A 21419-nucleotide genomic window follows, 5' to 3' on the forward strand; every position below is an offset into this window, starting at 1 on the left:
AATAGCGCTCTACCAAAATTGCAGCGCGCTATTACTTGATCTACTACTTTATTTCGGTCAAAAATTCGTCGATGAAACTGAATCCCCAGCCTGGCCCTTCATGAGGATAAGCAAAACCATCCTTTACAAGCATGGGATTATCGATAAGCGGGTCGATCCAATCGAACGACTCAACACCTACACCATTCGGAATTGAACATACCAATGGAACATCATAATCCTTATAATAGTGTGGAAGAACAGGGATATGAAAGCTGTTAGCTAAAGCCGCACTTTCCCGCCAGGCCTCGACACTGCCAATCCGTAAAAGATCAGGCTGCCAGATATCGAGCGCATTTCGTTTCAGAAGTTCTACTAAAGGAAGCGTACTGTATTCCCGCTCGCCCATCGCCAGGGAAATGCCGGTTTGCTGCTTCAGGGTTTTGTATCCTTCGAAATCCTGATGATGAAGCGGCTCCTCAAACCAGAAAATCTCTAATTCTCTTGCCGCCCGAGCTAGTTGAATAGCAGCTGGAAGGGTCATCCCCTGGTTGGCGTCCATCATAATATTGATATCATTCCCTACAGCACTTCGCACAGCTTTTAGTCGCTCCAAATCGGTTTTCCAGTTAGGAGATCCCACTTTGATTTTCACAGCTTTGAATCCCCGTCCGGCGTAGTCAGATACCTCCTGAACCAGCTCGTCGATACTGTAGGATATCCAGCCTCCACTTCCGTAGATGCTGCATTTATCCTGATAAGTGCCCAGCAATTTCCCAACCGGCTGATTCAGATACTTGCCCCACGCATCCCACATCGCTACGTTAATGGCAGCTTTTACCCACTGGTTGATGCCCTCGTTGCCGAAGTACTCAGAAAGGCTGTCGAGTTTTTTCAACACCTTTCCCGTCTCATGCACCTCGTACCCCTTTATCTCCGGAAGAAGATCTTTAAAAGCGCCGCGGATAGCCTGGGGCGAATACTGAAATGAAAGCAGGTATGACTCGCCAATAATGCCGTTCTCCAGCTGTAGCCTCAGCACAATAAATGATATCTCATGAAGCGTGTGGGTGGCATCTGCGATAGGTTTTTTAAGTTTAGCTGTAGCTTTATATAAACGGAAGTTATTAATAGTAGTGGATGAACTCATGGATCCAAAAGTAACGGATGATCCTAATTTTCTCAAGCCTTTTTCGGATATACTTAATTAACGGCACGAACAGAACAAAAACGCTCATTATCAATACAGTCCACACAAATCACCCTCATCCTAACAGCACATTAGCTTGTAACAATCCTGTCGCGGCCCACTCTTTCATTTTTACATTAGAAAATCTGACAGGAAAAACGGTAATTTTGGATCAACATGAAAAAGTATCTATTTATACTAGCCTGCAGTTTGGCAGCATGTGCCACACCGTTAAAGAAAAATAAACCTCAGGATCTTTATTCTCAGAAGATGGTGGAAACCCGGGCAATGAGAAGTTTTTACACCAATAGATCTGAACAAGAATTGGCGAAAGCGCACTGGGATTACGTGCCTGGTCTGGTAGCTTACAGCGTGTTGGAGGCCTGGGAGCAGTATCCTGAAAAAGTGGAGTATTACAACCTGGTAAAGGCTTACGCCGATTATTGCTTGAAGGGACAGGACACTGTCAGGGTTGGCGAAAGTAATATTGACGACCTGGCAGCAGGAAAAATCCTTTTTACCCTTTATGAGACAGAATTAAAAAAAGGGAACAAAGCGGATGCAGAACGCTACAAGAATTGTGCAACCTTCCTGCGGAACAAGCTCAAGTACAAGCACAGCCGCATAGACGCTTCCAAGCCGGGAGCAGGAGGATTTTTCCACAAGGCGCAATATCCAAATCAGATGTGGCTGGATGGCCTGTATATGGGCCCAGCACTCTATGCTGGCTGGCAAGCCAATTTTGGCAAGGAGGCTGGAGCAGATGATAACCGTCAGTCTTGGGATGACATTGCGCATCAATTCATCACGATTAATAAGTTCACATATGATCCGCAGAAAAAATTAAACTACCACGCCTGGAGCGCAACGCCAGAGGATGAAAACTCCTTCTGGGCAAGCAAAACAGGGCCACATAAGGGAGTTTCACCGGAATTTTGGGGCAGAGGAATGGGCTGGTACTTTGCAGCGCTGGTAGACGTGCTTGAAGTGATGCCGAAAGATCACTCGCAATATCCTGCGCTAACAGCCATTGTAAATCAGGTAGCGGAAGGACTGGCAATGTATCAGGACAAAAAGAGCGGAAGCTGGTATCAGCTACTGCAATATGATGCGTCGAAAAAAGCTGATGGCAAAGGAGATGCGATCGATGGAGAAGTATATAACCAATGCGACAAGGCAAACTACCTTGAATCTTCCGCCTCGTCTATGTTCACCTATGCCTATCTGAAGGGCATTCGGTTAGGTGTACTAAGTAAAAGCAAGTACATGCCGCTGGCGGAAAAGGCATACCAGGGCTTATTAACTAATTTTATCCGTCAAGAAAGTAATGGACAGTTGAGCATCCTCCAGTCTTGTGCTTCTGCCGGCCTGGGACCTGCAAAAGACAAGTCGAGAACTGGTACAGTGAACTACTATCTATGTGGAAAGGACGTTACTGTGACTCAAAATGAAGGAAAGGCAATAGGTCCATTTATTCTGGCAAGCTTGGAATACGAACGCCGTTAATAACGAGATTTCCCTATAAGAAATGTAAGGTCGTGGCTTTCTGCTACGGCCTTTTTTTATTTTGCAGCTTATGGGTCAACGTTTTGAAAAATTATTTAACACTTCTTACTGTTGTCAATCGTTAACAGAAGCAGGGCAGCATGCCTTTGAAAATGAAACAAATATTAAGAGCACACCCACTACTGTTCATCAACGTCTTCTTATTTGTCCTAGCTATTTTAGTGCTGCCCAATATCTTTAATGCAAGGGAAGAACGAGCTTTTTCTGATGAGACGCGCCTGCAAGAAGCTAAAGAAGAAGCACGGCGAAGGCCAGGTGCCGATTCGATGGATGTTATACCGGGATCGTTCTACAAACGCAACGCGCTCGTTCAAGCTATTTTAGGATCCGCCTACCGAAATGTGTGGCAGCAGCCCGTGCGCTTGCCAGTGCTTCGTTTAAATAGCGCTCAGGGTGGACTTACTCCTATAGAGTTTAGTGGAGGAATGCAAACAATAGGCGTTAGAGCCAGGGACACACTGGGGCGAATTTGGGCTATACGTTCTATTAACAAGGACCAGTCAGCCGCCTTGCCTGAATTCTTGCGATTTACCATCCTCCGCCCCATGTTCCGTGATCAGGCGGCCTCTCTAAACCCGTATGGGGTGCTTGTTGCGATGAACTTATCGCAGAAACTGGGAGTTTCGGATAGCGAAGCAAGGCTCTACTACTTTCCTTATGATACAAGCTCGGGGAAATATAACGACCGGATGGCAGGAAGAGCAGTAATGTTAACACGTTACCAAAACAGCAGGAGAGCGTTAGCTGATGCGGACACAATCAAAATGCTCGATACAGAGGAAATGCTGAAGCTCGCGAAAACGCGGTGGGTCCCACTTGATACGCAACTTTATCTTCGGTGGAGATTATTCGACATTCTCATATCCGACTGGGATCGGCATGAGGGCAACTGGAAGTGGGCCTTACTAAAAAGGGCAGGGAAGGAGTTTATTATCCCCCTTCCTGTGGACCGAGACATGGCTTTCTACAAGTTTGGCGACGGGCTGCTGAATTGGGTTTCTTCGGCCTTTGTTAAAAAACTCCAATCTTTCACGCCCAATTATGAAAGTATAGAGGGACTGGTCGCTCAATCAAAAACGCTGGATCTTGCTATCCTGCGCAAGCAGAAAAAAGAGAGATTTCTCCGCGAAGCGAAATTTATCCAGCAGACGCTGGACAAGGCGGCTATTTCAAGCGCCTTCCGGCAATATCCTCCTAATGTATACAAGCTGATCGGGGCCGAACATGAAGAAATTTTTGAGGTTAGATTGAAAAATTTAGACGAAGCAGCGAGCGAATTCTTTAGCTTGTTACAAAAAGAAGCAGAGTAGAGCCACTTCATGGAAAAAAGAAGGCTGGTGCATGCAACAGTACAACAGCCTTCTTTCTTACTATAATTTAAATGGGGTAGCTTTAAGAAATATGCGATAGCCTTTCACCATTCCCGCAGTTTTCTTGTCCGACCTCGGTAAATATCTAAAGCCTTTAAGGACTGTAGACTCTCCCAGGTCGAGCACGAATTGATGAGGGTGCGCTGGTTTTGCCCCAGACGATTGACTTTGCCAGAACGTTGACTCCTGTTGGTCGAAGACTTTATCCGCCGAGCTATTGCTTGCGGTAGTCTCCTCGCTGTCCGCATAAACTACTTTCCATTTTAGAGCTGAAATTGGTTTGCCATCAAGTCCGATAAGTTCCATTTCTGCCACCGTAGTAAGCGGATCGTTGCTCCCCTGAGCACTGAGTGCTTCGAAACAGAAGTAGCGTCCGGTCGCGGTTTGTTCGAAAACCACGTCTTTCCAGCCATCACCTGACGGAAATTCACCTGTGGCTACAGCCGTTTCCTTTGAAAGATCGAGGTTCTGGCCTGCTTTACGATGGGCAAGCGAGGCATCGGGATTGATCTTGTCGAGAATAGGTTGCTTCAATCCCTTAACGGTTCTGCCCAACGGCTCCTCCAAATCCAGAATTACTAACTCATTATTGCCCTTCTTGAGCCATACTCCCGGAACAAACAGGGTCTGCTGAGGACCAATCTTCCAGAACCTGCCCAGGTTATGTCCGTTAAGCCAAACCATGCCTTTTCCCCAGGTGCTTACGTCCAGAAAGGTATCGCCTGTTTCCTGCAACTGGAAAGTGCCGCGGTACCACGCAGGGCCGTTGGCAGCCTTCGTCGTAAATCTGGCCTTTTTTTGAAAAGAGTAGTCAACCGGAAAATTATATACCTCCCAGTTCTTCAGTTCAATATTCCGATCTCCATCTACAATTTCAACCTTTTCGGTAATCCCCTTTCGGTCTATGATTGCCTTTCCGTAGTTTACTCTTCCGGTGGCTTCTACCAGAATATCCAACCTCGTCGGCTCTTTCAAAATCGGGATTTCCACCGTATTATCTCCTCTTCTTCGGTCTAATTTTCCGATGGCTTTCCCATACAGAAAAACAGTGGCCCAATCGTGAAGCTCTGTTATCACGATCTTCCGTTTCGCTGCAGAAGGCTGGATAGTTGTCCGGTACAAGATCCGTCCCCAACCCTGATCAAAATCCTCCATGGGTTGAATCCGCTCCACCTTTTTTGGTGCCGGAAGATTTTCAAACAAAGCGGCCGCCTCTTTCAGCTCAAAAGTGGGAATCCCAATCACCGCTTTCTCAGCCGGTACCTCAGATAAAACCTCACCTTCGTTCAGGTAATTTTTTAATAGATTCCGCACAGCCCAAAACTTCTCAGTGATATTTCCCTGCTCACCAATGGGAGCATTGTAATCGTAAGAGGTAGCCATTGCGGAATAGGGTGGAGCATTGGCGCCGCCCCATTGTCCGAATGATGTTCCTCCATGCGCCATGTATAAACTAAATGAGATTCTGCGGTCCATCATATCTTTTAAGCTGCCGATAAAACTGTTTACCGAGCGTGTCTCGTGCGGTTTACCCCAGTGGTCAAACCAGCCGGTCCAATATTCGCTGCACATTAAAGGCGAGGTAGGGTAAATCTCCTGAAACGATTTAAACTGGTTGTCGATATTAGAACCCGCACCAAAGTTGAGTGTAGTAGCTACCCCGTCAAGTTTGTATTTGTTGAAGTTGGACGACCAATCGCAGCGGAACAACTGCACCTTGTCGAATCCAGCTTCTATTACAGCGTCGCGAACCGTCTCCATATAGGCTTGGTCACTTCCAAAGGATGCATATTCATTTTCAACCTGAACCATGATAATGTTGCCACCGTTCTGGATCTGATAGGGGGCTAGTTGTTTTCCAGCAGCAGCAAGAAATTTTTTAGTACGGTCCACAAAGTAGGGGTCGGCGAGTGACCTAACCTGTACATCTTTCTTCTTGAGTAACCACCATGGTAAGCCTCCCATGTCCCATTCAGCACAAACATAGGGCCCTGGTCGAACGATACAGTACATGCCATTCTTTTGAACCAGCCGAACAAATTCCGCTACGTCATTTTGACCAGAAAAGTCATAAACATCAGGCTGTTGCTCGTGTAAGTTCCAAAACAGATAGATACAGATGGTATTCATACCCATCGCTTTACTAAGTTGGATGCGGTGCTCCCAATATTCCCTCGGGATCCGGGGATAGTGAAGCTCGGCTGCGCGAATCAAATAGGGCTTGCCATTTAACAAAAACTCTTTATTGCCAAGGCCAAAGTTCTGCCCCCGTTGCTGGGAGAAGATCGGCGATAATTGAAGGAGGATTAGGACCAGGAGAATTGCCTTTTTCATTATTATAATTGGTGGTATTATTGAAGGTCAAATATACAACTGCAAGCAGAAGTATCAATATTAGCCAGGCGACTCTAACCAAATAAGCCGTTAAACCACATTTCTGATGACGAGCCGACACAAAAATCCAAGATTTAGGACGGCTGGATATTTTGTCATCCTACGTCAAAACTTATGAGAATAGGCATAATAAATACAAGCTCCGGCTGAAAGTTTAGGGATGTAATAGTTGCATGACAAATTCAGCTTACAGTTCTATCGCAAATAAATAAGGCACCTCAAAAGGTGCCTATTTATGTATTGCCTAAATATTATGCCGTTCCGCCTATTTTTCGAGGAGGTACTGGTTTTCTTCTTTTTCTACCTGACCAGGTGCGATAGTGATCTCATCTACTTCTGAAAAAGTAAGTTTCGAGGAAGTAAGTTCCTGAATAGTGAAGGTTTCCTGACGATCAGCAGCTTCGGTTACCACCAGTTTGTCACCGTCAACGCTGTATCTATACGTTTCCGGATCCGAACCGTCCTCATTCCACTCTAAAGTACCGTTACTTTTAAACTCTACATAAGCACCAGAAGGATAGGTGTACTCGTCGGTGCCAAGCAATTGGTTGTTTAGATACTCTTTTTCCACTTCTTTCTTCAGTTTCCACTTACCAAGGATTTTGGTGGCGTTGTCGTCCTCATCTTTTTTACAAGAGGCTAGCGCTACCGTGAGCGTAAGAAGGATTACTAAAAGGGAGTTAGATTTTTTCATTGTGTTTTATGGTCGTTAGTTAAAAAGCTGCAATTCTAGGGCTAATTCGAAATCCACGCAATACCTAAAAATGGGTATTGATACTTTAGCGATTTTACTTACTTTAAAAAAAGCTGCAATGGAACGATCGGCTTATTATCAGCGGTTTTAAGTACGCCATACTCCACGCCGTTCTTCCACAGTTTGTAAGTTTGATTTGGTTCGAACTCTAGACCAGCGATATAAATGTCATCCTTGTATTTAAGTAGTTGCATGGCCCGTGATTGTTTCGTGCTCAAAGACACCTTCTGATTGTTCTTTACATAAAAAGCATAGTAGCTCCCTGAGTTATCCTTCGGTTCCCATCCGGTGACATGCACGTTTGTACCTTCTGCAAGCAAATCGTAAAGCACTACATTGGTGGGAACATTAAGTTCGGTGATGCTCTTATTACCGCCGTCCTGATCTAGCTTAAGAACTGCGGCATGGAGAGTTCCATTCCTGTTGATGTAGCCAAGGATATAAAACATAGAATTGCTTGCAGAAAACTTAATAGGCTGGAAATTCTCATTAGGGCTTGTGTTAAGCACTATCACCGTTACAGACGACCCGGTTCTTGAATAGATGATCGATTGCTGATTGGGGGAATTCAAATATCCAAGCAGATAATAGGTGTTCCCCAGTTTCAGGAAGTCTTTAAATTCATACCTGTTCTGCGCGTTGCCGGCAACAGTAAAAACAGTGGTATTTCCTTCCATTATACTGTAATCGAATATCCCCGCAGGGTCCTGTGCTGGTTTTCTGACCAATGCTCCCACCGTATTATTATAGTACTTATAAGCAACACTTGTAGTAATTCCTCCTGTTTGAAACAAGTCGGTTTTACTGTTATTTTTCCAGTAGCTACCGTTCTGGGCAAGATAGATGTCGCTGCCCTCAGCATGTCCAAAAAGGATGAGGTCATTGCTCAGGTTTAGTTTAGGATAGCTTTTTACTTCATTTTTACTCCAGACAAAGTGGTTATCGTAGGTAGCCTGGTTGGTCTGCGTATAGCCCAACACTTGCACCTGTTGCTCATTCTCTGGCTTAGGCTGGTTTTTCTTGCAAGAAACAATTGTTGCGGATGCAAGAGCAATTAAAAGGATACGTTTAGTTAACATTTGAATTTTATTTTCTGACATTACGAGACACTTTTAAAAATAGCTACAGCAGACCTGTGAATTAGGTAGCCACAGCTCCGGCCCCCCCGAGAGGAGTACCTCTGGAAGTTTTGCCCCCGGATTAGCAATTTCGAAAAAGTGGAAACAATAAAAATTTCGGCCGGTTTGTCTCTTGAAACTGCTATAACTAGTAGAAAATCATCGATTTACATTAAATTAACGTCAACAATGAAAAAAGGTCAATTATTGGTAGTGGGAGCGGCCCTGGCTGGTCTGTGTGTAACAAATGCAGTGGCGCAAACAAAAAAGCAAATGATCGAAACCCTGACTGCCAGGGCAGACAGCCTCGAACGTATGCTGGCCACAAGAACAAAAGCTTTTCATGAATGTGAGGTTAAATTTGCGAAACTGGAAGGTGTCTCTGAAACTCGCGAAGCGGCAGCAAAAAAGGCAGAAAGTAAGGCTGACAGTTTACTCGGACTACTAAACACCAAGGAAACAATTATTGCCGACCTCAATAAACAGTTGACTGATTTGAACACTGAAGCGGACAGCCTGAGGACCGAAGCTAAGACGCTTGCCGATCAGAATCAATCACTAACTTCCAAATTGGCTGGTCTGAACCAGACCGAAGAAAAAGCTCCTGCTGCTGAAAGTAAAAGGCAGACTATCCCTGCAGTAAAAAAGGAGGAACTGAAATTACAGGCTGAAAGCACGGAATGAGAAGCTGGTTCATCTCAGTTTACTATAGGCCTCTTTCGACAGCTTTAAGTTCAAATTTCCTTTCCTATCAGTGCTAGTCGCTATATTTATTCTATTAATTTTAATGGTATGAAAATAGCGATAGCATCTCCACCTATCCCAAAATCTCTGGAGGATGGCTTGTTAAACCTGGCGCAACTGGTTGAGGTCGCGTCAAAGGAAAAAGCTGAGATCATTTGTTTTCCTGAATCCTACCTACCCGGATATCCCGGCATGCCTTGCAGCGAAGAAGACCGGAACCCTGCCAAGTTGCAGGCTGCCCTCAAACAGGCCTGTCTTATTGCTGCTAAAAACCAGATAGCGCTTGTGCTACCCATGGATTGGTATCATGAACAGAAGTTTCTGAACGTGGCATTTGTCATTGATGAGGACGGCCGGGTGTTAGGGTATCAGGCCAAAAACCAGCTCGATCCCTCGGAAGACAACATCTGGGAAGCAGGGACAGCGCGCCATATCTTCGAAATCAAGGGGCTTAAGTTTGGCATTGTGATCTGCCATGAAGGATTCAGGTACCCAGAAACCGTGAGGTGGGCAGCCCGACGGGGAGCTAAAATTGTCTTCCATCCCCACTTCGCGGGTAGCGATTCCGAGGGGCCAAGCTTGACAGAATGGGGAAACAAGAATAACCCCTATTATGAAAAAGCGATGATGATGAGGGCGCTTGAGAACACCATATATTTCGCAAGCTCCAATTATGCGTCCCGGTTCCCTGAATCTGCCAGCGCTATTATTGCACCTGACGGGACCTGTGTTGTAAATGAAAGCTATGGTAGAGCAGGAGTAATTATTGCCGATATTAATCCCGACCTTGCCACCGGCCTTCTGGCCAGCAGGTTCAAAAGTTCCCTTTACACCCCTGATATACAATAGAAAAACTATTGATAGATGAAGGTATAATTGCTCGCGCTGTTTGAGCTAGTCTCCGCACAGCTGACCGGAAATCCCAGGCTATTGTAACTGTATGATCGGCTAATCTCCTGGTCGTTGGTACTACCCAACATATCCCGGGTCTCTGATAAAATCTCATTTTCCGAGAAGAGGATGGAAGAGATGCCGTCCGGATCGAGAATGTATTTGATCGGCTTACTGCTCAGTGCCGACCTCTTTTCGCCGTAGACGTAACTTATAAAAGTAGGCACCGGTGAAAGATGAACGTGATTTTCAATCTTCTTGACATTATTACCCTCATAATTTATAGTGGAACTGATCTGAGTCATCCCAAAATATTTCTTAACGATTCGCGTAACTCGTTGGTTCTCCACCGTGTATACCAGATCGAAAAAGAAATCAAATTCTCCGTTTGTAAACTGCTCTACTTTACCCGTCGAAGGCAGGTTGTTCTCATACCTGATGGTATAAACCTTCCGAACGCCTTCCTTCAATTCCTCCAGTTTCTCAATATTACCCTGCAAATCATAGCTTAGCCAAATACCTTCGGTATCACCTGCATTAGCTACTGATTCTAAACGGCCTTCGATGTCGTAACTAACTGTAAATCTATTGACAATGCCATTGCTCGTCCTGCTGATGCTTTTGAGTAGAGGAGCTGAATTAAGAGCTGCTTCAGTCTTGTCCTTCTTACATCCTGCTAGGATAATCAGGATAGCTGATAAAAGGGTGGCGAGGGAATTAAATGTCTTCATGCGTGCGTTTTCATGGGAGACGATAGTCAGTCCTAGTTTGTGACAGTTCGAAGCTGCTGGGTCACGCACAAAAAAGCCTCCGCTTGTTAACGGAGGCTTTCAAAATAATTTATTTGGAGCTGGACAAGTTGTTAGCAGGGGGGACAGGTAAAGCCTTTCCATTGACTTTGACGTTTTTAAAACGCAAGCCTTGGACATTGCCCAGCTGAAAATCCGTCGTCTTTAGTTCAACATCAACATCTTTCACCAGAATATCCCTGATCTCAGCTTGCGGATGTCCGGTGATCACTCCCATAGATGCGCCTTTTCCCCGCACGTTACTAATGGAGATATTACGAACCAGGGCTTTAGGTGCGGGCTGACCCTTCAAATCAAAATACTGTGTCCAGGGAGACACCTTAAAAACATCTCCGCCGTTTTCCATCGTAATATTACTCATCTCGATGTTCTCATATTGCTGAGGGGTGTCGGGACGAAGCTTTAAACGCAACACCGTAGGGCCGCGGGTAATGCAATTCTTCACTTTAACATCCCGCACCAGCGTAGCCTCACTGCCAAAGGTCACAATACCACCACCGGCTTCAAACAGGCAGTCGCTGATCAGTATCCGTTCTACCGCTGGACTGTCTTTATCCTGCATAGCAAAAGGACCTTTCGAACCTTTTAGTGCGATACAATCATCCCCAACAGAGAAAGAACAGCCTTTGATAACAATATCCTGGGAGCTGTCTACGTCGATCCCGTCCGAGCTTGGTCCCCGATTAGGCGTTTTTCCTGAAGGAGCTTCAAAACGGCAGTTTTCGACGGTGACTTTCTGACAACGGTACAGGTGCAGATTCCAAAAACCAGAATTCAGGAAGGTAATACCACTAATCTTTACATCCTTTGAGTTTTGTATGAAAGTAAGACGGGGACGTTCTACATCCAGATTCTTGGTCCCCTTTACGGCTTCCCGTGTTTCATAAAAGAGCTTATAGAAAGGATGACCGCTGCCATCAAGTGTACCCGAGCCGCTGATTCGAAGGTGATCTACCTTATCTCCATTGATCAGGGCAGTTCTCCAGGGCTCAAAATGCCCTTCAATCCGGGTATTTACCTTCGGGTAGTCGTTGATATTTGTCGAGCCTTTCAGCACGCCGCCTTGTTGAATTTCCAAATTCACCCCCGGCTTAAGAAACAGCGCTCCGCTTAAAAAAGTCCCTTTGGGTATCACTACTGTACCACCTCCCTCGCTGGCACAGCGGTCAATTACGCCTTGAATCGTCTGGGTATTTAACACTTGTCCATTCCCTACAGCGCCTGCTTCTTCTATGTTATAGTGCTTTGCGGACTTGGTCACTTGCTTTTCGGTTCTAGTTATACCAGCGCCTTGCTTAGCGGAGGCAGATGTCAGCAAAAGGGCGAAGATTGCGGGCAGGACAAAGAGTCGACGTTTCATATTCGGGTTTATCATTTTTGGTTCTAGCTACAAATATGCAGTTCCGGGAATAACGACAGGTATCTCTACCAAAAACAATCTGTAACAATCTTATAGCAGTCGCGACGCCACCAATTAAATAGAAAGAGAAAGGTGGCAGGAAGATTGTAATAGTAGGAGATACGATACTTGTTATCTGTTTACTCAAACTAAAATACTATGGCTGAACTCAATATTGAAAGGAAGAAATCCAGATGGCCGTTGCTGGTCCTGGCTGTTGTAATCCTGGGCTTGCTAATCCTTTTTCTGCTGAATAATAACAGTGAAAATAACGAAGGACAGAGTTTAAAAGATGCTGAAATTGAAGCAATAGATTCAGACCGATGACCAGGCATGTTAAGCATCAATAATTATAGCATTCCTGATTTCCTATAGTTTATCACTGCAGCAAATGTTTTTCGGAACAAAAAAAAGCAGGAGCCAGTATACAGGTTTTTGTTAAAAAACGTTGTGATGGAGGAAATCCCTGTTCTGATGAAAAAACTTTTCGGTTTTAGCTGCCTATTTCTGGCACTCTCTTTTGGTGTTGTTGCCCAAACAAATGTTGACCCCATTGCTGAAAATATGTTGATCTATCAGCGCAGCTACGGTGGCTGGCCAAAGGCGATTGGTGGAAAAAAAGTGAGTTACGAAAAAGCGCCTTCAGAAGCTGAGAAGGGGAAGATAAGGGCCGGTGTTAATTCTGAAGACGGCACCTTCGACAATAAGGCTACCACCCGTGAAATAGAATATCTGGTTAAAGCATTTAAGAAGACCGGTAACCAGAACTACCTGCAAGCAGCAGAAAAAGGGATTGATTACCTTCTGAAGGCTCAATATCCCAATGGTGGCTGGCCTCAGTATTATCCGGCGAAAAGTCTTTACCGTGGGCAGGTGACCTTTAATGATAACGCGATGGTCAATGTGCTGAACATCTTGCAGGATATCGCTCTGAAAGAAAATGATTTTGAAGCAGTAAATGCGAAATATATCCCTCTGGCTAAAGCGGCAGTAGAGAAAGGCGTTTCCTGTATATTGAAAACCCAGGTTAAGGTTGATGGAAAGCTAACAGCCTGGGCAGCGCAGTACGATGAAAAAAGTCTGGAGCCAGCCAAGGCCCGCGCATTTGAGCCCGCGTCCTTAAGTAGCGCCGAATCGGTGGGAATTGTACTCTTTTTAATGCGGTTGTCTGATCCATCCCCGGAAGTAAAGACGGCTATCAATGCAGCAATGAGCTGGTTTGAAAAAGTAAAAATTGAAGGGTACACTACAAAAGACGTGCAGGATGCGACGCAACCCACAGGAAAAGATCGATTGGTGGTAACAGATCCCGGAGCAAAAGTGTGGGCCCGTTTTTATGATATTAACAGTTTCAAACCTATTTTCATTGGTCGCGACGCGGTTATTCGTTACACGCTAGCGGAAATCGATAATGAGCGCCGGGTAGGGTACGCGTGGTACGGAGTGTGGCCGCAGAAACTTTTCGAAAAAAACTACCTAAAATGGAAGAAGCTCCACGGCTAGGATGAGCATAATTATTCAGGTCGGCCAGGCGCGTTCAATTAGTTTCGCCTTTTAGGGATCTTGGCACCTTCTTTGGTTTAATGTCTTAAACTATAAGAAAAAATATGGGTTTACTTAGATTATTAGTTACGGGTGCGGCGGTAGCTGCAGCTGTAAATTATATTACGAAAAAGCGTCCTGACGGAACTTCTATAGCAGATGATTTAAAAGCGAGAGCACCTGAATGGAAGGAGAAAGCCAGGCCCTATGTCGATAAACTCAAAAGCCAGTTTTCCGGCATGACCCAGGATCAGAATGCAAATAAAGGACCTTATCCTGAAAAGTTCAATAACTTTTCACCAGACCCTGATCCAACTTACAGCTCCTAGGGCTTTGTAGGGGCCCGTCAGTGCCCCGGCTTAACGCTCGGATGTTTACCCGTCGTCATAAATAAGAAGCTGGCGAAGTCTCTTACTCGTTTACCTAACAAGCAAACGGCATAAAGAAAATAGAGAATAAACAGGGAGGCGACTGTGCTAATCTTTTTCATATTCCTGATTTAATTGATAGCCAAGCTAGATCAATCAGGCAAAGATTCAGCTGATACAGGTCATGAATAAGAAAGACTCTCGTCACGCTTAATGAAGTCCGACAGCGCTCTAAACGCCGCCGGACTTTGTTTTTAGGTTCAGCAGGTCATTTATCGCGTTTAACGCTTAACAATAATACTCCGATCACCACCAGCACTGTACCTGCAATTTGTTCAGGAAAGATTTCTTCGTTCAGAAAATAATAAGCCTGGACAATGGTAGACACCGGCCCGATACTGGAAATGATGGCTACGTTATTAGAGCCTATCTTTTTGATAGCAGCAGACAACATAAAGGTCGGTATCACGGTGGCAATAATAGCTAGTGCAAATCCGTACCACCACAAATCCCTGCTTTGGTGCAACACCTCAAACTCTCCCCGCATCAAGAAGTGAATAAAAATGCCTGCGGTTGCCGATAGCATGGCATAGGCAGTGAATTTAGCAGGACCTATCTGATTTATAATGCGGCCACTACCTACAATATAAATGGAGTAGGTGATGGCACAAAGAAAGATCAAAAAGCTGCCCCATAGAAAGTTAGGGTTTGAGGTGTCAACTTTTAGTTCACCGAAATAAGCGAGCCCTATACCTGTGTAGGTCAATAACAATGCAACCTGCTGATTCCGGTTAATCTTCTGTTTAAAGACGAGAGCATTGATAAGAACTACAAAGGTGGGATAAAGAAAAAGGATGAGCCGCTCAAGACCGGCAGAAATATATTGGAGCCCTATGAAGTCGAACAAGCTGCTCAAATAATAGCCGAAGAGCCCCAGCAGAATCAGGTAAAACCACTGTTTTCCGGACATCCGTACGTTACCTTCTTTATTACTAATCATAAATGCAGCAATAAGGTAAAAAGGAAGAGAAAACACCATTCGGAGGGTAAGTAAAGAAAGTGCATCGACTTTAAGCTGCGCAAACGCCAGCTTCACCATGATCGCCTTGGTTGAAAACAAAATTGCCCCAACAAAAGCAATGGCAAATCCAATAAGCGTTAATCCCTGTTTATGTTTTTCCATTAAATCTTTGTCTGTTGATTCGATCTTCCGGGAGGAAAGTCAGGATGCTGCAAATGTAGTAATATTGGCAGCTTTCGACGGATAGCATTCCCGAGAAAAGGTAAGTATCAAATTTTTATCTTTAGGCGTTTGATAAAAATGGATAGAATTAAACAGGTTTTAGGGTTGATGTTGGGGCTTTTTATAGCCTTTGGGGCGACTGCGCAAGACGGCAACCATCTGGCAGAAGCGAATACCTTATATGATTCCCGCAATTACCTGGCGGCGATTGAAAAATACAGAGCCGCCTTAGCGCTGGATACAGGAAATGTAGGAGCGAGGTACAAACTGGCCTTCTCGCTGCATACGGTTGGCAAAAGCAAAGAAGCAATCAGCGAATTCGAACAGGTAGTAAAGCAAGAGCGTACCCCTCAGCATTTACTTAGTAGCTCCTATAGTTTACTGGGCGGTTTATACGATAAGACAGGTGCGGCAGCCAAAGCAATAGAAAGTTACCAAAAAGCACTCGCCCTTGATCCAAACAATCACTTATTGAGTTATGGCTTAGGGCTGGCTTACTTTCGCAGTCACCAATATTCGAAAGCGGAGCAGGCAGCCATTAAGTCGTTGCAGTTAAGTCCCGGGCATGCTGCTTCTATGCGGCTGTATGCGCTGGTAACCTTTCATCAAAACAAACGGGCGCCGGCCTTACTCGCCCTTTGTAATTTTCTTTGGCTAGAACCGAAAGGCGCCTTTGCGGCCGAATCATGGAATAACATGCAAAGCATTTTGAAGGGAGGGGTTTTAAAAGGTGCTTCGGGAGTGAAGGGAGATTCGGAAACGGTTGCGTTGAATCAAGCACTGAATAACGCAGCGTCTACCGCAGGGAATCAGGCTGCCAGAACAAAATTAGTCCAGGAGCAATTGCGGGGAATTTTCAGGGCAGTTACTGAAGTTGCTGAAAAACGAAATGCGGACCCTTTCTTTTTGTCGAAAGCGAAGACTTTTGGAGCGCTAAGCAAGACCGACCATTTCCCAACTTTTGTTAATTATATCATTCAGCATAGCGATAAAACTGCAGCAGCCTGGGTAGCCTCCCATCCTCAGCAAGTCGTACAGATGAATGCATGGATAAAGGAACGACTGGGGCAATAATGGATCTTCACGTCCTGAACAGCTGTTTTCTAGCTGGATTCAAAGGGCTTGGCTGATTTTTTGTTTACATCAAGTATGCAGAAGCCATACGCCCTCAGAATAACTTTTTTTCTCGCTATTCTTTGTTTGATGTCTTGTAAAAAGGGCGATGAATTTATCCATCCAAAAGACAAAGAAGGTAAGATTATCATCCTTGGTTCGTCTACTGCAGCCGGAGCAGGAGCTTCTCCTTCAGATTCTTCCTGGGTAAGCCTGCTTGGGAAATATCTTCAGAACAAATCGCCGAGAATGACGCTGGTAAACCTGGCTCAGGGCGGCTATACGAGCTTTCACATAATGCCCAGCGATTTTGTCCCTGCACAGGGAAGGCCCCTGGCTGATCCCGACCGAAATGTAACTAAAGCCATCGCACTTGGAGCCACCCTGGTAATCATCAATCTTCCCTCTAATGATATAGCCAATGGATATTCTGGAAAAGAATTTGGAGACAATCTTTCACGCGTGGCAGATGCGCTTAGGGAAAGACGTATTGCCTACATTATCACCGGAACCCAACCCCGGAATTTGAGTGCCGACAGGCGGCATTTACTCAAGGATCTTAACCAGGATTTTAGCCACAGATTCGGGCCCCAACTCTTCAGTTACTACCACCTTCTCAACACTGCCGATAATTTAATTCTTCCCCAGTTCTCAGCGGGAGATGGGGTGCATTTAAATAACGCAGGACATCGTTTAATCTTTGATCGTTTAATCGCCTTTGAGGCTTTTCAAAAGTTTTTACGAACGCCCTAGTGGCACCCTGCGGTAAAATGACAAAGCAATGTTCCGCCAGCTCCTTCAGCTTTTTCAGCGAAAGCCTACTTTTGCGCCCTATATGTTATCTGCTACTGGAAAAATAAAACCGCTGGAAACACGTCATCAGGGAATCGCCACGCTCTTAGCTTTCGCATTAATACCGCTCTCCGGTTTTGCTACCGACATTTATATCCCTTCTCTACCGAGTATGGCTACGAGCCTAAAAGTAAGTAACCTCGATGTTCAATTTACTTTAAGTCTCTTCCTTATCAGCTATGGCGTAGCACAGCTCTTTATTGGTAGCATTATAGACAGCTTTGGCCGATACAAGCTCAGCCTTGCCTGTCTGCTTATTTTTGTGATTTCCTCGGTAGTGATTGCCGAAACAGATAATCTCTACCTGATATATGTGATGCGTATCATTCACGGTATCACCGTGGCCACTATCGTAGTAGCCAAACGTGCCTTTTTTGTGGATGTATACGAAGGTGAACAGCGTAAACACTATTTAAGCCTGTTCACTATTATCTGGTCCAGTGGACCTATCATTGCGCCTTTTATCGGCGGCTACCTGCAGACCAGTTTCGGCTGGGAATCTAACTTTTACTTCCTGGCCGGCTTAGCTACAGTTTTATTGGTACTCGAATTCCTTTTCAGCGGAGAGACGCTACGACACTTCTCCGACTTTCAGCTGCGAAAGATTGCAGCTATTTATGTAGAGATGATCAAGACGCCCAGTTTTAGTTTGGGGATTCTCATGCTGGGCATTGCTTATTGTATGATTATGGTATACAACATGACAGGGCCCTTTATCATCGAAGAATCTTTGCATTTGTCGCCTGTCGTTTCCGGCTATTGCTCCCTGGTGCTTGGGTTCGCCTGGATGGTTGGGGGATTTGCTGGCAAAGCAACCATCGGAAAACCCTTCATTCCGAAAATGGCCTTCAACATTGTGCTGCAAATGTTATTCGTTTTAGCGATGATGATATTGCTGCCCTTGTTTCACAATCTGTATACGCTGGTCTTTTTCGCCTTCATCATTCATGTAACAGCCGGCTACATCTTCAATAATTACTTTACATTTTGTCTCGGTCGCTTTCCAAAGAACGCCGGCATAGCCGGAGGATTAACGGGCGGTATTACGTACGTCATTGTTTCTTTTCTCAGTTATGGAATTATTGCCGTACTTCCGGCTAAAGATGGAGTGAACCTGAGTTACAGCTACCTCATCCTTACCGTGCTGGCTGCCCTGGTGATGTTTGCAGTGTACCGGCTTACCAGAAAACACGAAGAGGCATACTAAAGGTTGTCTAAGTAATTAAAATGGCGGAAGCAGCCCTTCAAAAAGTCGTTTTTGACCCGTACTCCACCAAAGCCGATACTATAACTTTGCTGAACGCTAGAGCCCGGCAGGCTCAGCAAATAGAAACTTCTAAATACAAGTACTATGGCAAGAGTAAGCACGTATCTCAATTTCACCCGCCAAACCGAGGAGGCGTTTAACTTTTATAAATCTGTTTTCGGAGGTGATTTCTCCTGTGAGATTGCACGGTTTGGAGACATTCCCGCGCAGGAGGGGATGCCCCCATTGCCGGAAGAAGACAAAAGCCTGATTATGCATATTGAGCTCCCTATTTTAGGAGGACATGTCTTGATGGGCACTGATGCGCCCGAGTCCATGGGATTTAAAGTAAATGCAGGAAACAACGTCTACATTAATTTAGAGCCGGACACTCGGGAAGAAACCAAGAGACTATTTGATGCCTTGTCTGCAGAGGGAGCAATCGAGATGGAACTGCAGGATATGTTCTGGGGTGCCTACTACGGCAGCTGTAAGGATAAGTTCGGAATACAATGGATGTTCAATTGCAGGGCACAGGCAAGCTAAAGTAAAGTATAGCTACTTCCACTTTCGGGGAAAGGGAAGTAGCTATACACTAATTGAATGGCTGAACAACCGCGGTATCTGAACAATTGCCATTTCCAAAGACTAATTTGCGGGTATTTCCTGTTAGATGCTCTACTTTCAAAACACCTTTTTTCGGAGAAAATAAAGACTGAGCGCAGCCGTAGTCCAAGATCACCGGATTGATATTTGTCCCTGCTATAAATTCAGTAGAGGCCACTTTGATAGCAAGGGAATAATCCTGTTGACTCATCTCCAACTTGTCGTCCTGGATGTCCGTGGTAGCATTTCCTGCCAACCACTTGCTTTTACGTGTGGAAGAAAATTTAACTTCCTCGCCACTGGGTTTCAAAAGGAAACTTTGTGCATTAAGGTGATCAATCAGGATAGACGGGGTGGCTTTTGCAGCAGCAATATTTGAATAGATAAGTGAACCTTTAAACTTCACACCCTCTACTGAATACAGCTTCGTTTCATCATCTGAACGTACATGAACGTGCTTTCCGGCGACCACAGTCCCATTTTCAACCGCATCCTCCAACACGACGCTAAGCATTCCCGTCCGGCGTTTGTTATCAGCCCCGAGCAAATTATTAAAAGTAATATCGTACTTCTCTTTGCCTTCATCTGTGCGTCCAGCCGTAATAGTGGTACCGCTTAATATACCAGTTTGATTGGGATAATTAGTCCGGATGGACCTCGCTATAAACTCCAGCTCATTAATAAAACGATCAACTTCCATCACAGACTCGGCTGCTCTCTGGTCGGCGGCAGTAACTTGGGTCTCAGGTTCAGATGCTGGGTCATCTTTACATGCAACTGTAAGGAGAATGAAGGTGCTGACAATTAGTGTGCGTGTTATTCTCATCTTAGAATAGTTTCGAAGCAATACGCAGAAGTAGCGATCTTTGCTACATTCCGCCCGAAACTTTTAGATGAGTCTAGTCCTATCAACAGTTTAAAACGCTTAAAACCTTTGGCTAATAGCTGCAGTTAATTGCATCCGTTCGCTTGAAAAACCAGCTACTGCCCGCGCAACAAAACGGTTCATGGGACTTACGAACAACCCGCCTCCATAACCGTGATGCAAATTCCCCGGCATCCTTTGGAAAGTCCACACCTTGCCAACATCATAGAAGCCCAGCAAGCCAAATTTTCCACTTACCCGTTTTCCTTCGAGGTTCAATAAAGTAATACGGGTTTCGAGGTTATTGTACCAGAGGTGATCGCCGGCAAAACGAAACTTTCGGTATCCGAGCAGATTATCCTGGCTCCCCAGAAAAGCCTGTTGGTAAAATTCGGGCGCTCCAGCCGTAAAGCCAGCGCCCATACGATTGGCTAATACCCAGCTACGGTTTTTATTGAGGGCAGTATATACGGACAGGCTAGGAAAGGCCTGAGTGTATGAGCCTGAATACTGATTCAACCCCGCATACCCGTGTAAGCGTACCGAGAAAAAAAGACCTTTCGTTGGTAGCAGGACATCGTCTCGTTTGTCTACATTAAAAGTTAAAGCAAGTCCTCCGTGTGTTTTATCCTGTTGCAGGTAGTCGTATTCCCTAATGATTTGCGGGCTGTTTATATACCTGTTGTTATTATCACCAGGATCAAAGGTAAAATGCTGAAGGGACGGACCGACGGCTATAGAGGTGGATTTCGAAAGGTTAAATCTGAATGCCGGATCAATCTGAAATAAGGAAAACTTCACCCGGTAGAACCGCCTGAAATCAGTAGACTGATCAAAATAGGTATTGTTACCTCTGCCAAAATAATTAATGATATTGCCCTTTATATCTGCAAAGGCATTAATAATTAGATCCGTGCTTCGGAAAAGAGAGAGCCACTCGCCCTGGTATTTTGCTTGTACCGCTTCTGAGTTCAAGTTTTTTAAAAGTGCTACCTTCTGTAGGATAGAATGTGCTCTTTCCGAGCTGTCAGGTCTCACGTATTTGTATCCTATCCCTAAGAAGAGTCCATCCAAAGCCCGAAGATCCACAGCCGGAACGATCCCTGAGGGGTTTTTATCTCTGCTTTTTTTGGCTTGAGAAATAGCGGCGGCAGCAGCCGTATCAGCTGGAGGAGTATCAGGAGGTGTGACGGTTTCGGGAAGTTGATTAATCGTGCTGTCCTGCGGACTAATCAGAACTTGTGCCCTGAGGGTCACTGCGATATGTAGACATAGTATAGTCAGAAGCGTTTTTAGCATAGGGTGATGTTGTATTATTAGGTATGATTAACAGTTGGCAGGTAATGCTGTTTTTGAGAGTAAGATGATGCC

20 protein-coding genes are annotated in these 21419 nt (G+C 45.1%); 11 read left to right on the forward strand and 9 right to left on the reverse strand.

The window, feature by feature from the left end:
- Positions 1-43: 43 nt before the first annotated feature.
- Positions 44-1129, reverse strand: a complete 1086-nt coding sequence (locus J4N23_RS01090) for a mandelate racemase/muconate lactonizing enzyme family protein (protein ID WP_207425160.1) — start codon at positions 1127-1129, stop codon at positions 44-46.
- 216 nt (positions 1130-1345) lie between these two features.
- On the opposite strand from J4N23_RS01090, the gene J4N23_RS01095 reads away from it, so the two are divergent.
- On the forward strand, positions 1346-2674 hold the full coding sequence (locus tag J4N23_RS01095; protein WP_207425161.1) for a glycoside hydrolase family 105 protein: 1329 nt from the start codon (positions 1346-1348) through the stop codon (positions 2672-2674).
- A gap of 152 nt (positions 2675-2826) precedes the next feature.
- A complete protein-coding gene (locus tag J4N23_RS01100) occupies positions 2827-4044 on the forward strand; it encodes a hypothetical protein (protein WP_207425162.1) in 1218 nt (405 codons plus the stop codon).
- A gap of 60 nt (positions 4045-4104) precedes the next feature.
- Here the strand turns inward: J4N23_RS01100 and J4N23_RS01105 are convergent, their stop codons facing one another.
- From J4N23_RS01105 to J4N23_RS01115, 3 genes are all read right to left on the reverse strand, one after another.
- On the reverse strand, positions 4105-6438 hold the full coding sequence (locus J4N23_RS01105; RefSeq protein ID WP_207425163.1) for a beta-galactosidase: 2334 nt from the start codon (positions 6436-6438) through the stop codon (positions 4105-4107).
- A gap of 325 nt (positions 6439-6763) precedes the next feature.
- Positions 6764-7192: a lipocalin family protein gene (locus tag J4N23_RS01110; RefSeq protein ID WP_207425164.1), complete on the reverse strand. Its 429-nt coding sequence runs from the start codon at positions 7190-7192 to the stop codon at positions 6764-6766.
- A 98-nt stretch (positions 7193-7290) separates the two neighbouring features.
- On the reverse strand, positions 7291-8352 hold the full coding sequence (locus J4N23_RS01115; RefSeq protein ID WP_207425165.1) for a hypothetical protein: 1062 nt from the start codon (positions 8350-8352) through the stop codon (positions 7291-7293).
- Between the two features lie 207 nt (positions 8353-8559).
- Between J4N23_RS01115 and J4N23_RS01120 the strand changes: the two genes are divergently transcribed.
- Both J4N23_RS01120 and J4N23_RS01125 read left to right on the forward strand, forming a co-directional pair.
- A complete protein-coding gene (locus J4N23_RS01120) occupies positions 8560-9054 on the forward strand; it encodes a hypothetical protein (RefSeq protein ID WP_207425166.1) in 495 nt (164 codons plus the stop codon).
- 108 nt (positions 9055-9162) lie between these two features.
- Positions 9163-9963, forward strand: a complete 801-nt coding sequence (locus tag J4N23_RS01125; RefSeq protein WP_207425167.1) for a carbon-nitrogen hydrolase family protein — start codon at positions 9163-9165, stop codon at positions 9961-9963.
- A gap of 5 nt (positions 9964-9968) precedes the next feature.
- Here the strand turns inward: J4N23_RS01125 and J4N23_RS01130 are convergent, their stop codons facing one another.
- Complete coding sequence (locus J4N23_RS01130) at positions 9969-10736, reverse strand: hypothetical protein (RefSeq protein WP_207425168.1); 768 nt, start codon at positions 10734-10736, stop codon at positions 9969-9971.
- 109 nt (positions 10737-10845) lie between these two features.
- A complete protein-coding gene (locus J4N23_RS01135) occupies positions 10846-12174 on the reverse strand; it encodes a glycoside hydrolase family 28 protein (protein WP_207425169.1) in 1329 nt (442 codons plus the stop codon).
- Between the two features lie 198 nt (positions 12175-12372).
- Here J4N23_RS01135 and J4N23_RS01140 point away from each other — a divergent pair, with 198 nt between their 5' ends.
- The 3 genes from J4N23_RS01140 to J4N23_RS01150 all read left to right on the forward strand — a co-directional run bounded on the left by J4N23_RS01140 (position 12373) and on the right by J4N23_RS01150 (position 14084).
- Positions 12373-12540: a hypothetical protein gene (locus tag J4N23_RS01140; protein ID WP_207425170.1), complete on the forward strand. Its 168-nt coding sequence runs from the start codon at positions 12373-12375 to the stop codon at positions 12538-12540.
- Between the two features lie 126 nt (positions 12541-12666).
- Positions 12667-13716, forward strand: a complete 1050-nt coding sequence (gene pelA / locus J4N23_RS01145; protein WP_242689034.1) for a pectate lyase — start codon at positions 12667-12669, stop codon at positions 13714-13716.
- A 104-nt stretch (positions 13717-13820) separates the two neighbouring features.
- Positions 13821-14084 (forward strand): hypothetical protein, encoded by a 264-nt coding sequence (locus J4N23_RS01150; RefSeq protein ID WP_207425171.1) that lies wholly within the window; start codon positions 13821-13823, stop codon positions 14082-14084.
- 307 nt (positions 14085-14391) lie between these two features.
- Here the strand turns inward: J4N23_RS01150 and J4N23_RS01155 are convergent, their stop codons facing one another.
- A complete protein-coding gene (locus J4N23_RS01155) occupies positions 14392-15306 on the reverse strand; it encodes a DMT family transporter (protein ID WP_207425172.1) in 915 nt (304 codons plus the stop codon).
- A gap of 138 nt (positions 15307-15444) precedes the next feature.
- Between J4N23_RS01155 and J4N23_RS01160 the strand changes: the two genes are divergently transcribed.
- From J4N23_RS01160 to J4N23_RS01175, 4 genes are all read left to right on the forward strand, one after another.
- A complete protein-coding gene (locus J4N23_RS01160) occupies positions 15445-16440 on the forward strand; it encodes a tetratricopeptide repeat protein (protein WP_207425173.1) in 996 nt (331 codons plus the stop codon).
- A 129-nt stretch (positions 16441-16569) separates the two neighbouring features.
- Positions 16570-17232 carry an SGNH/GDSL hydrolase family protein gene (locus tag J4N23_RS01165; RefSeq protein ID WP_207425174.1) on the forward strand — a complete coding sequence of 221 codons (663 nt, stop codon included), beginning with the start codon at positions 16570-16572 and terminating at the stop codon, positions 17230-17232.
- Between the two features lie 28 nt (positions 17233-17260).
- Positions 17261-18538 (forward strand): MFS transporter, encoded by a 1278-nt coding sequence (locus J4N23_RS01170; RefSeq protein ID WP_370527225.1) that lies wholly within the window; start codon positions 17261-17263, stop codon positions 18536-18538.
- A gap of 144 nt (positions 18539-18682) precedes the next feature.
- Positions 18683-19123: a VOC family protein gene (locus J4N23_RS01175; protein ID WP_207425175.1), complete on the forward strand. Its 441-nt coding sequence runs from the start codon at positions 18683-18685 to the stop codon at positions 19121-19123.
- A gap of 49 nt (positions 19124-19172) precedes the next feature.
- On the opposite strand, the gene J4N23_RS01180 is transcribed toward J4N23_RS01175, so the two are convergent.
- Both J4N23_RS01180 and J4N23_RS01185 read right to left on the reverse strand, forming a co-directional pair.
- Positions 19173-20009, reverse strand: coding sequence for a hypothetical protein (locus J4N23_RS01180; RefSeq protein WP_207425176.1), 837 nt, complete (start codon positions 20007-20009; stop codon positions 19173-19175).
- A gap of 99 nt (positions 20010-20108) precedes the next feature.
- The gene (locus tag J4N23_RS01185; RefSeq protein WP_207425177.1) at positions 20109-21347 is read right to left on the reverse strand and encodes a BamA/TamA family outer membrane protein; all 1239 of its coding nucleotides are present in this window, start codon (positions 21345-21347) and stop codon (positions 20109-20111) included.
- Between the last annotated feature and the right edge of the window lie 72 nt (positions 21348-21419).

The sequence above is a fragment of the Pedobacter sp. SYSU D00535 genome (assembly GCF_017355855.1).
In the GTDB taxonomy this organism is placed as follows: domain Bacteria; phylum Bacteroidota; class Bacteroidia; order Sphingobacteriales; family Sphingobacteriaceae; genus Desertivirga.

Bases quoted from the DNA above. Each gene is read 5' to 3' on its own strand.
- J4N23_RS01090 (WP_207425160.1), bottom strand. From the start codon at position 1,129: ATGAGTTCATCCACTACTATTAATAACTTCCGTTTATATAAAGCTACA.
- J4N23_RS01095 (WP_207425161.1), top strand. From the start codon at position 1,346: ATGAAAAAGTATCTATTTATACTAGCCTGCAGTTTGGCAGCATGTGCC.
- J4N23_RS01100 (WP_207425162.1), top strand. From the start codon at position 2,827: ATGAAACAAATATTAAGAGCACACCCACTACTGTTCATCAACGTCTTC.
- J4N23_RS01105 (WP_207425163.1), bottom strand. From the start codon at position 6,438: ATGAAAAAGGCAATTCTCCTGGTCCTAATCCTCCTTCAATTATCGCCG.
- J4N23_RS01110 (WP_207425164.1), bottom strand. From the start codon at position 7,192: ATGAAAAAATCTAACTCCCTTTTAGTAATCCTTCTTACGCTCACGGTA.
- J4N23_RS01115 (WP_207425165.1), bottom strand. From the start codon at position 8,352: ATGTCAGAAAATAAAATTCAAATGTTAACTAAACGTATCCTTTTAATT.
- J4N23_RS01120 (WP_207425166.1), top strand. From the start codon at position 8,560: ATGAAAAAAGGTCAATTATTGGTAGTGGGAGCGGCCCTGGCTGGTCTG.
- J4N23_RS01125 (WP_207425167.1), top strand. From the start codon at position 9,163: ATGAAAATAGCGATAGCATCTCCACCTATCCCAAAATCTCTGGAGGAT.
- J4N23_RS01130 (WP_207425168.1), bottom strand. From the start codon at position 10,736: ATGAAGACATTTAATTCCCTCGCCACCCTTTTATCAGCTATCCTGATT.
- J4N23_RS01135 (WP_207425169.1), bottom strand. From the start codon at position 12,174: ATGAAACGTCGACTCTTTGTCCTGCCCGCAATCTTCGCCCTTTTGCTG.
- J4N23_RS01140 (WP_207425170.1), top strand. From the start codon at position 12,373: ATGGCTGAACTCAATATTGAAAGGAAGAAATCCAGATGGCCGTTGCTG.
- pelA (WP_242689034.1), top strand. From the start codon at position 12,667: ATGGAGGAAATCCCTGTTCTGATGAAAAAACTTTTCGGTTTTAGCTGC.
- J4N23_RS01150 (WP_207425171.1), top strand. From the start codon at position 13,821: ATGGGTTTACTTAGATTATTAGTTACGGGTGCGGCGGTAGCTGCAGCT.
- J4N23_RS01155 (WP_207425172.1), bottom strand. From the start codon at position 15,306: ATGGAAAAACATAAACAGGGATTAACGCTTATTGGATTTGCCATTGCT.
- J4N23_RS01160 (WP_207425173.1), top strand. From the start codon at position 15,445: ATGGATAGAATTAAACAGGTTTTAGGGTTGATGTTGGGGCTTTTTATA.
- J4N23_RS01165 (WP_207425174.1), top strand. From the start codon at position 16,570: ATGTCTTGTAAAAAGGGCGATGAATTTATCCATCCAAAAGACAAAGAA.
- J4N23_RS01170 (WP_370527225.1), top strand. From the start codon at position 17,261: ATGTTCCGCCAGCTCCTTCAGCTTTTTCAGCGAAAGCCTACTTTTGCG.
- J4N23_RS01175 (WP_207425175.1), top strand. From the start codon at position 18,683: ATGGCAAGAGTAAGCACGTATCTCAATTTCACCCGCCAAACCGAGGAG.
- J4N23_RS01180 (WP_207425176.1), bottom strand. From the start codon at position 20,009: ATGAGAATAACACGCACACTAATTGTCAGCACCTTCATTCTCCTTACA.
- J4N23_RS01185 (WP_207425177.1), bottom strand. From the start codon at position 21,347: ATGCTAAAAACGCTTCTGACTATACTATGTCTACATATCGCAGTGACC.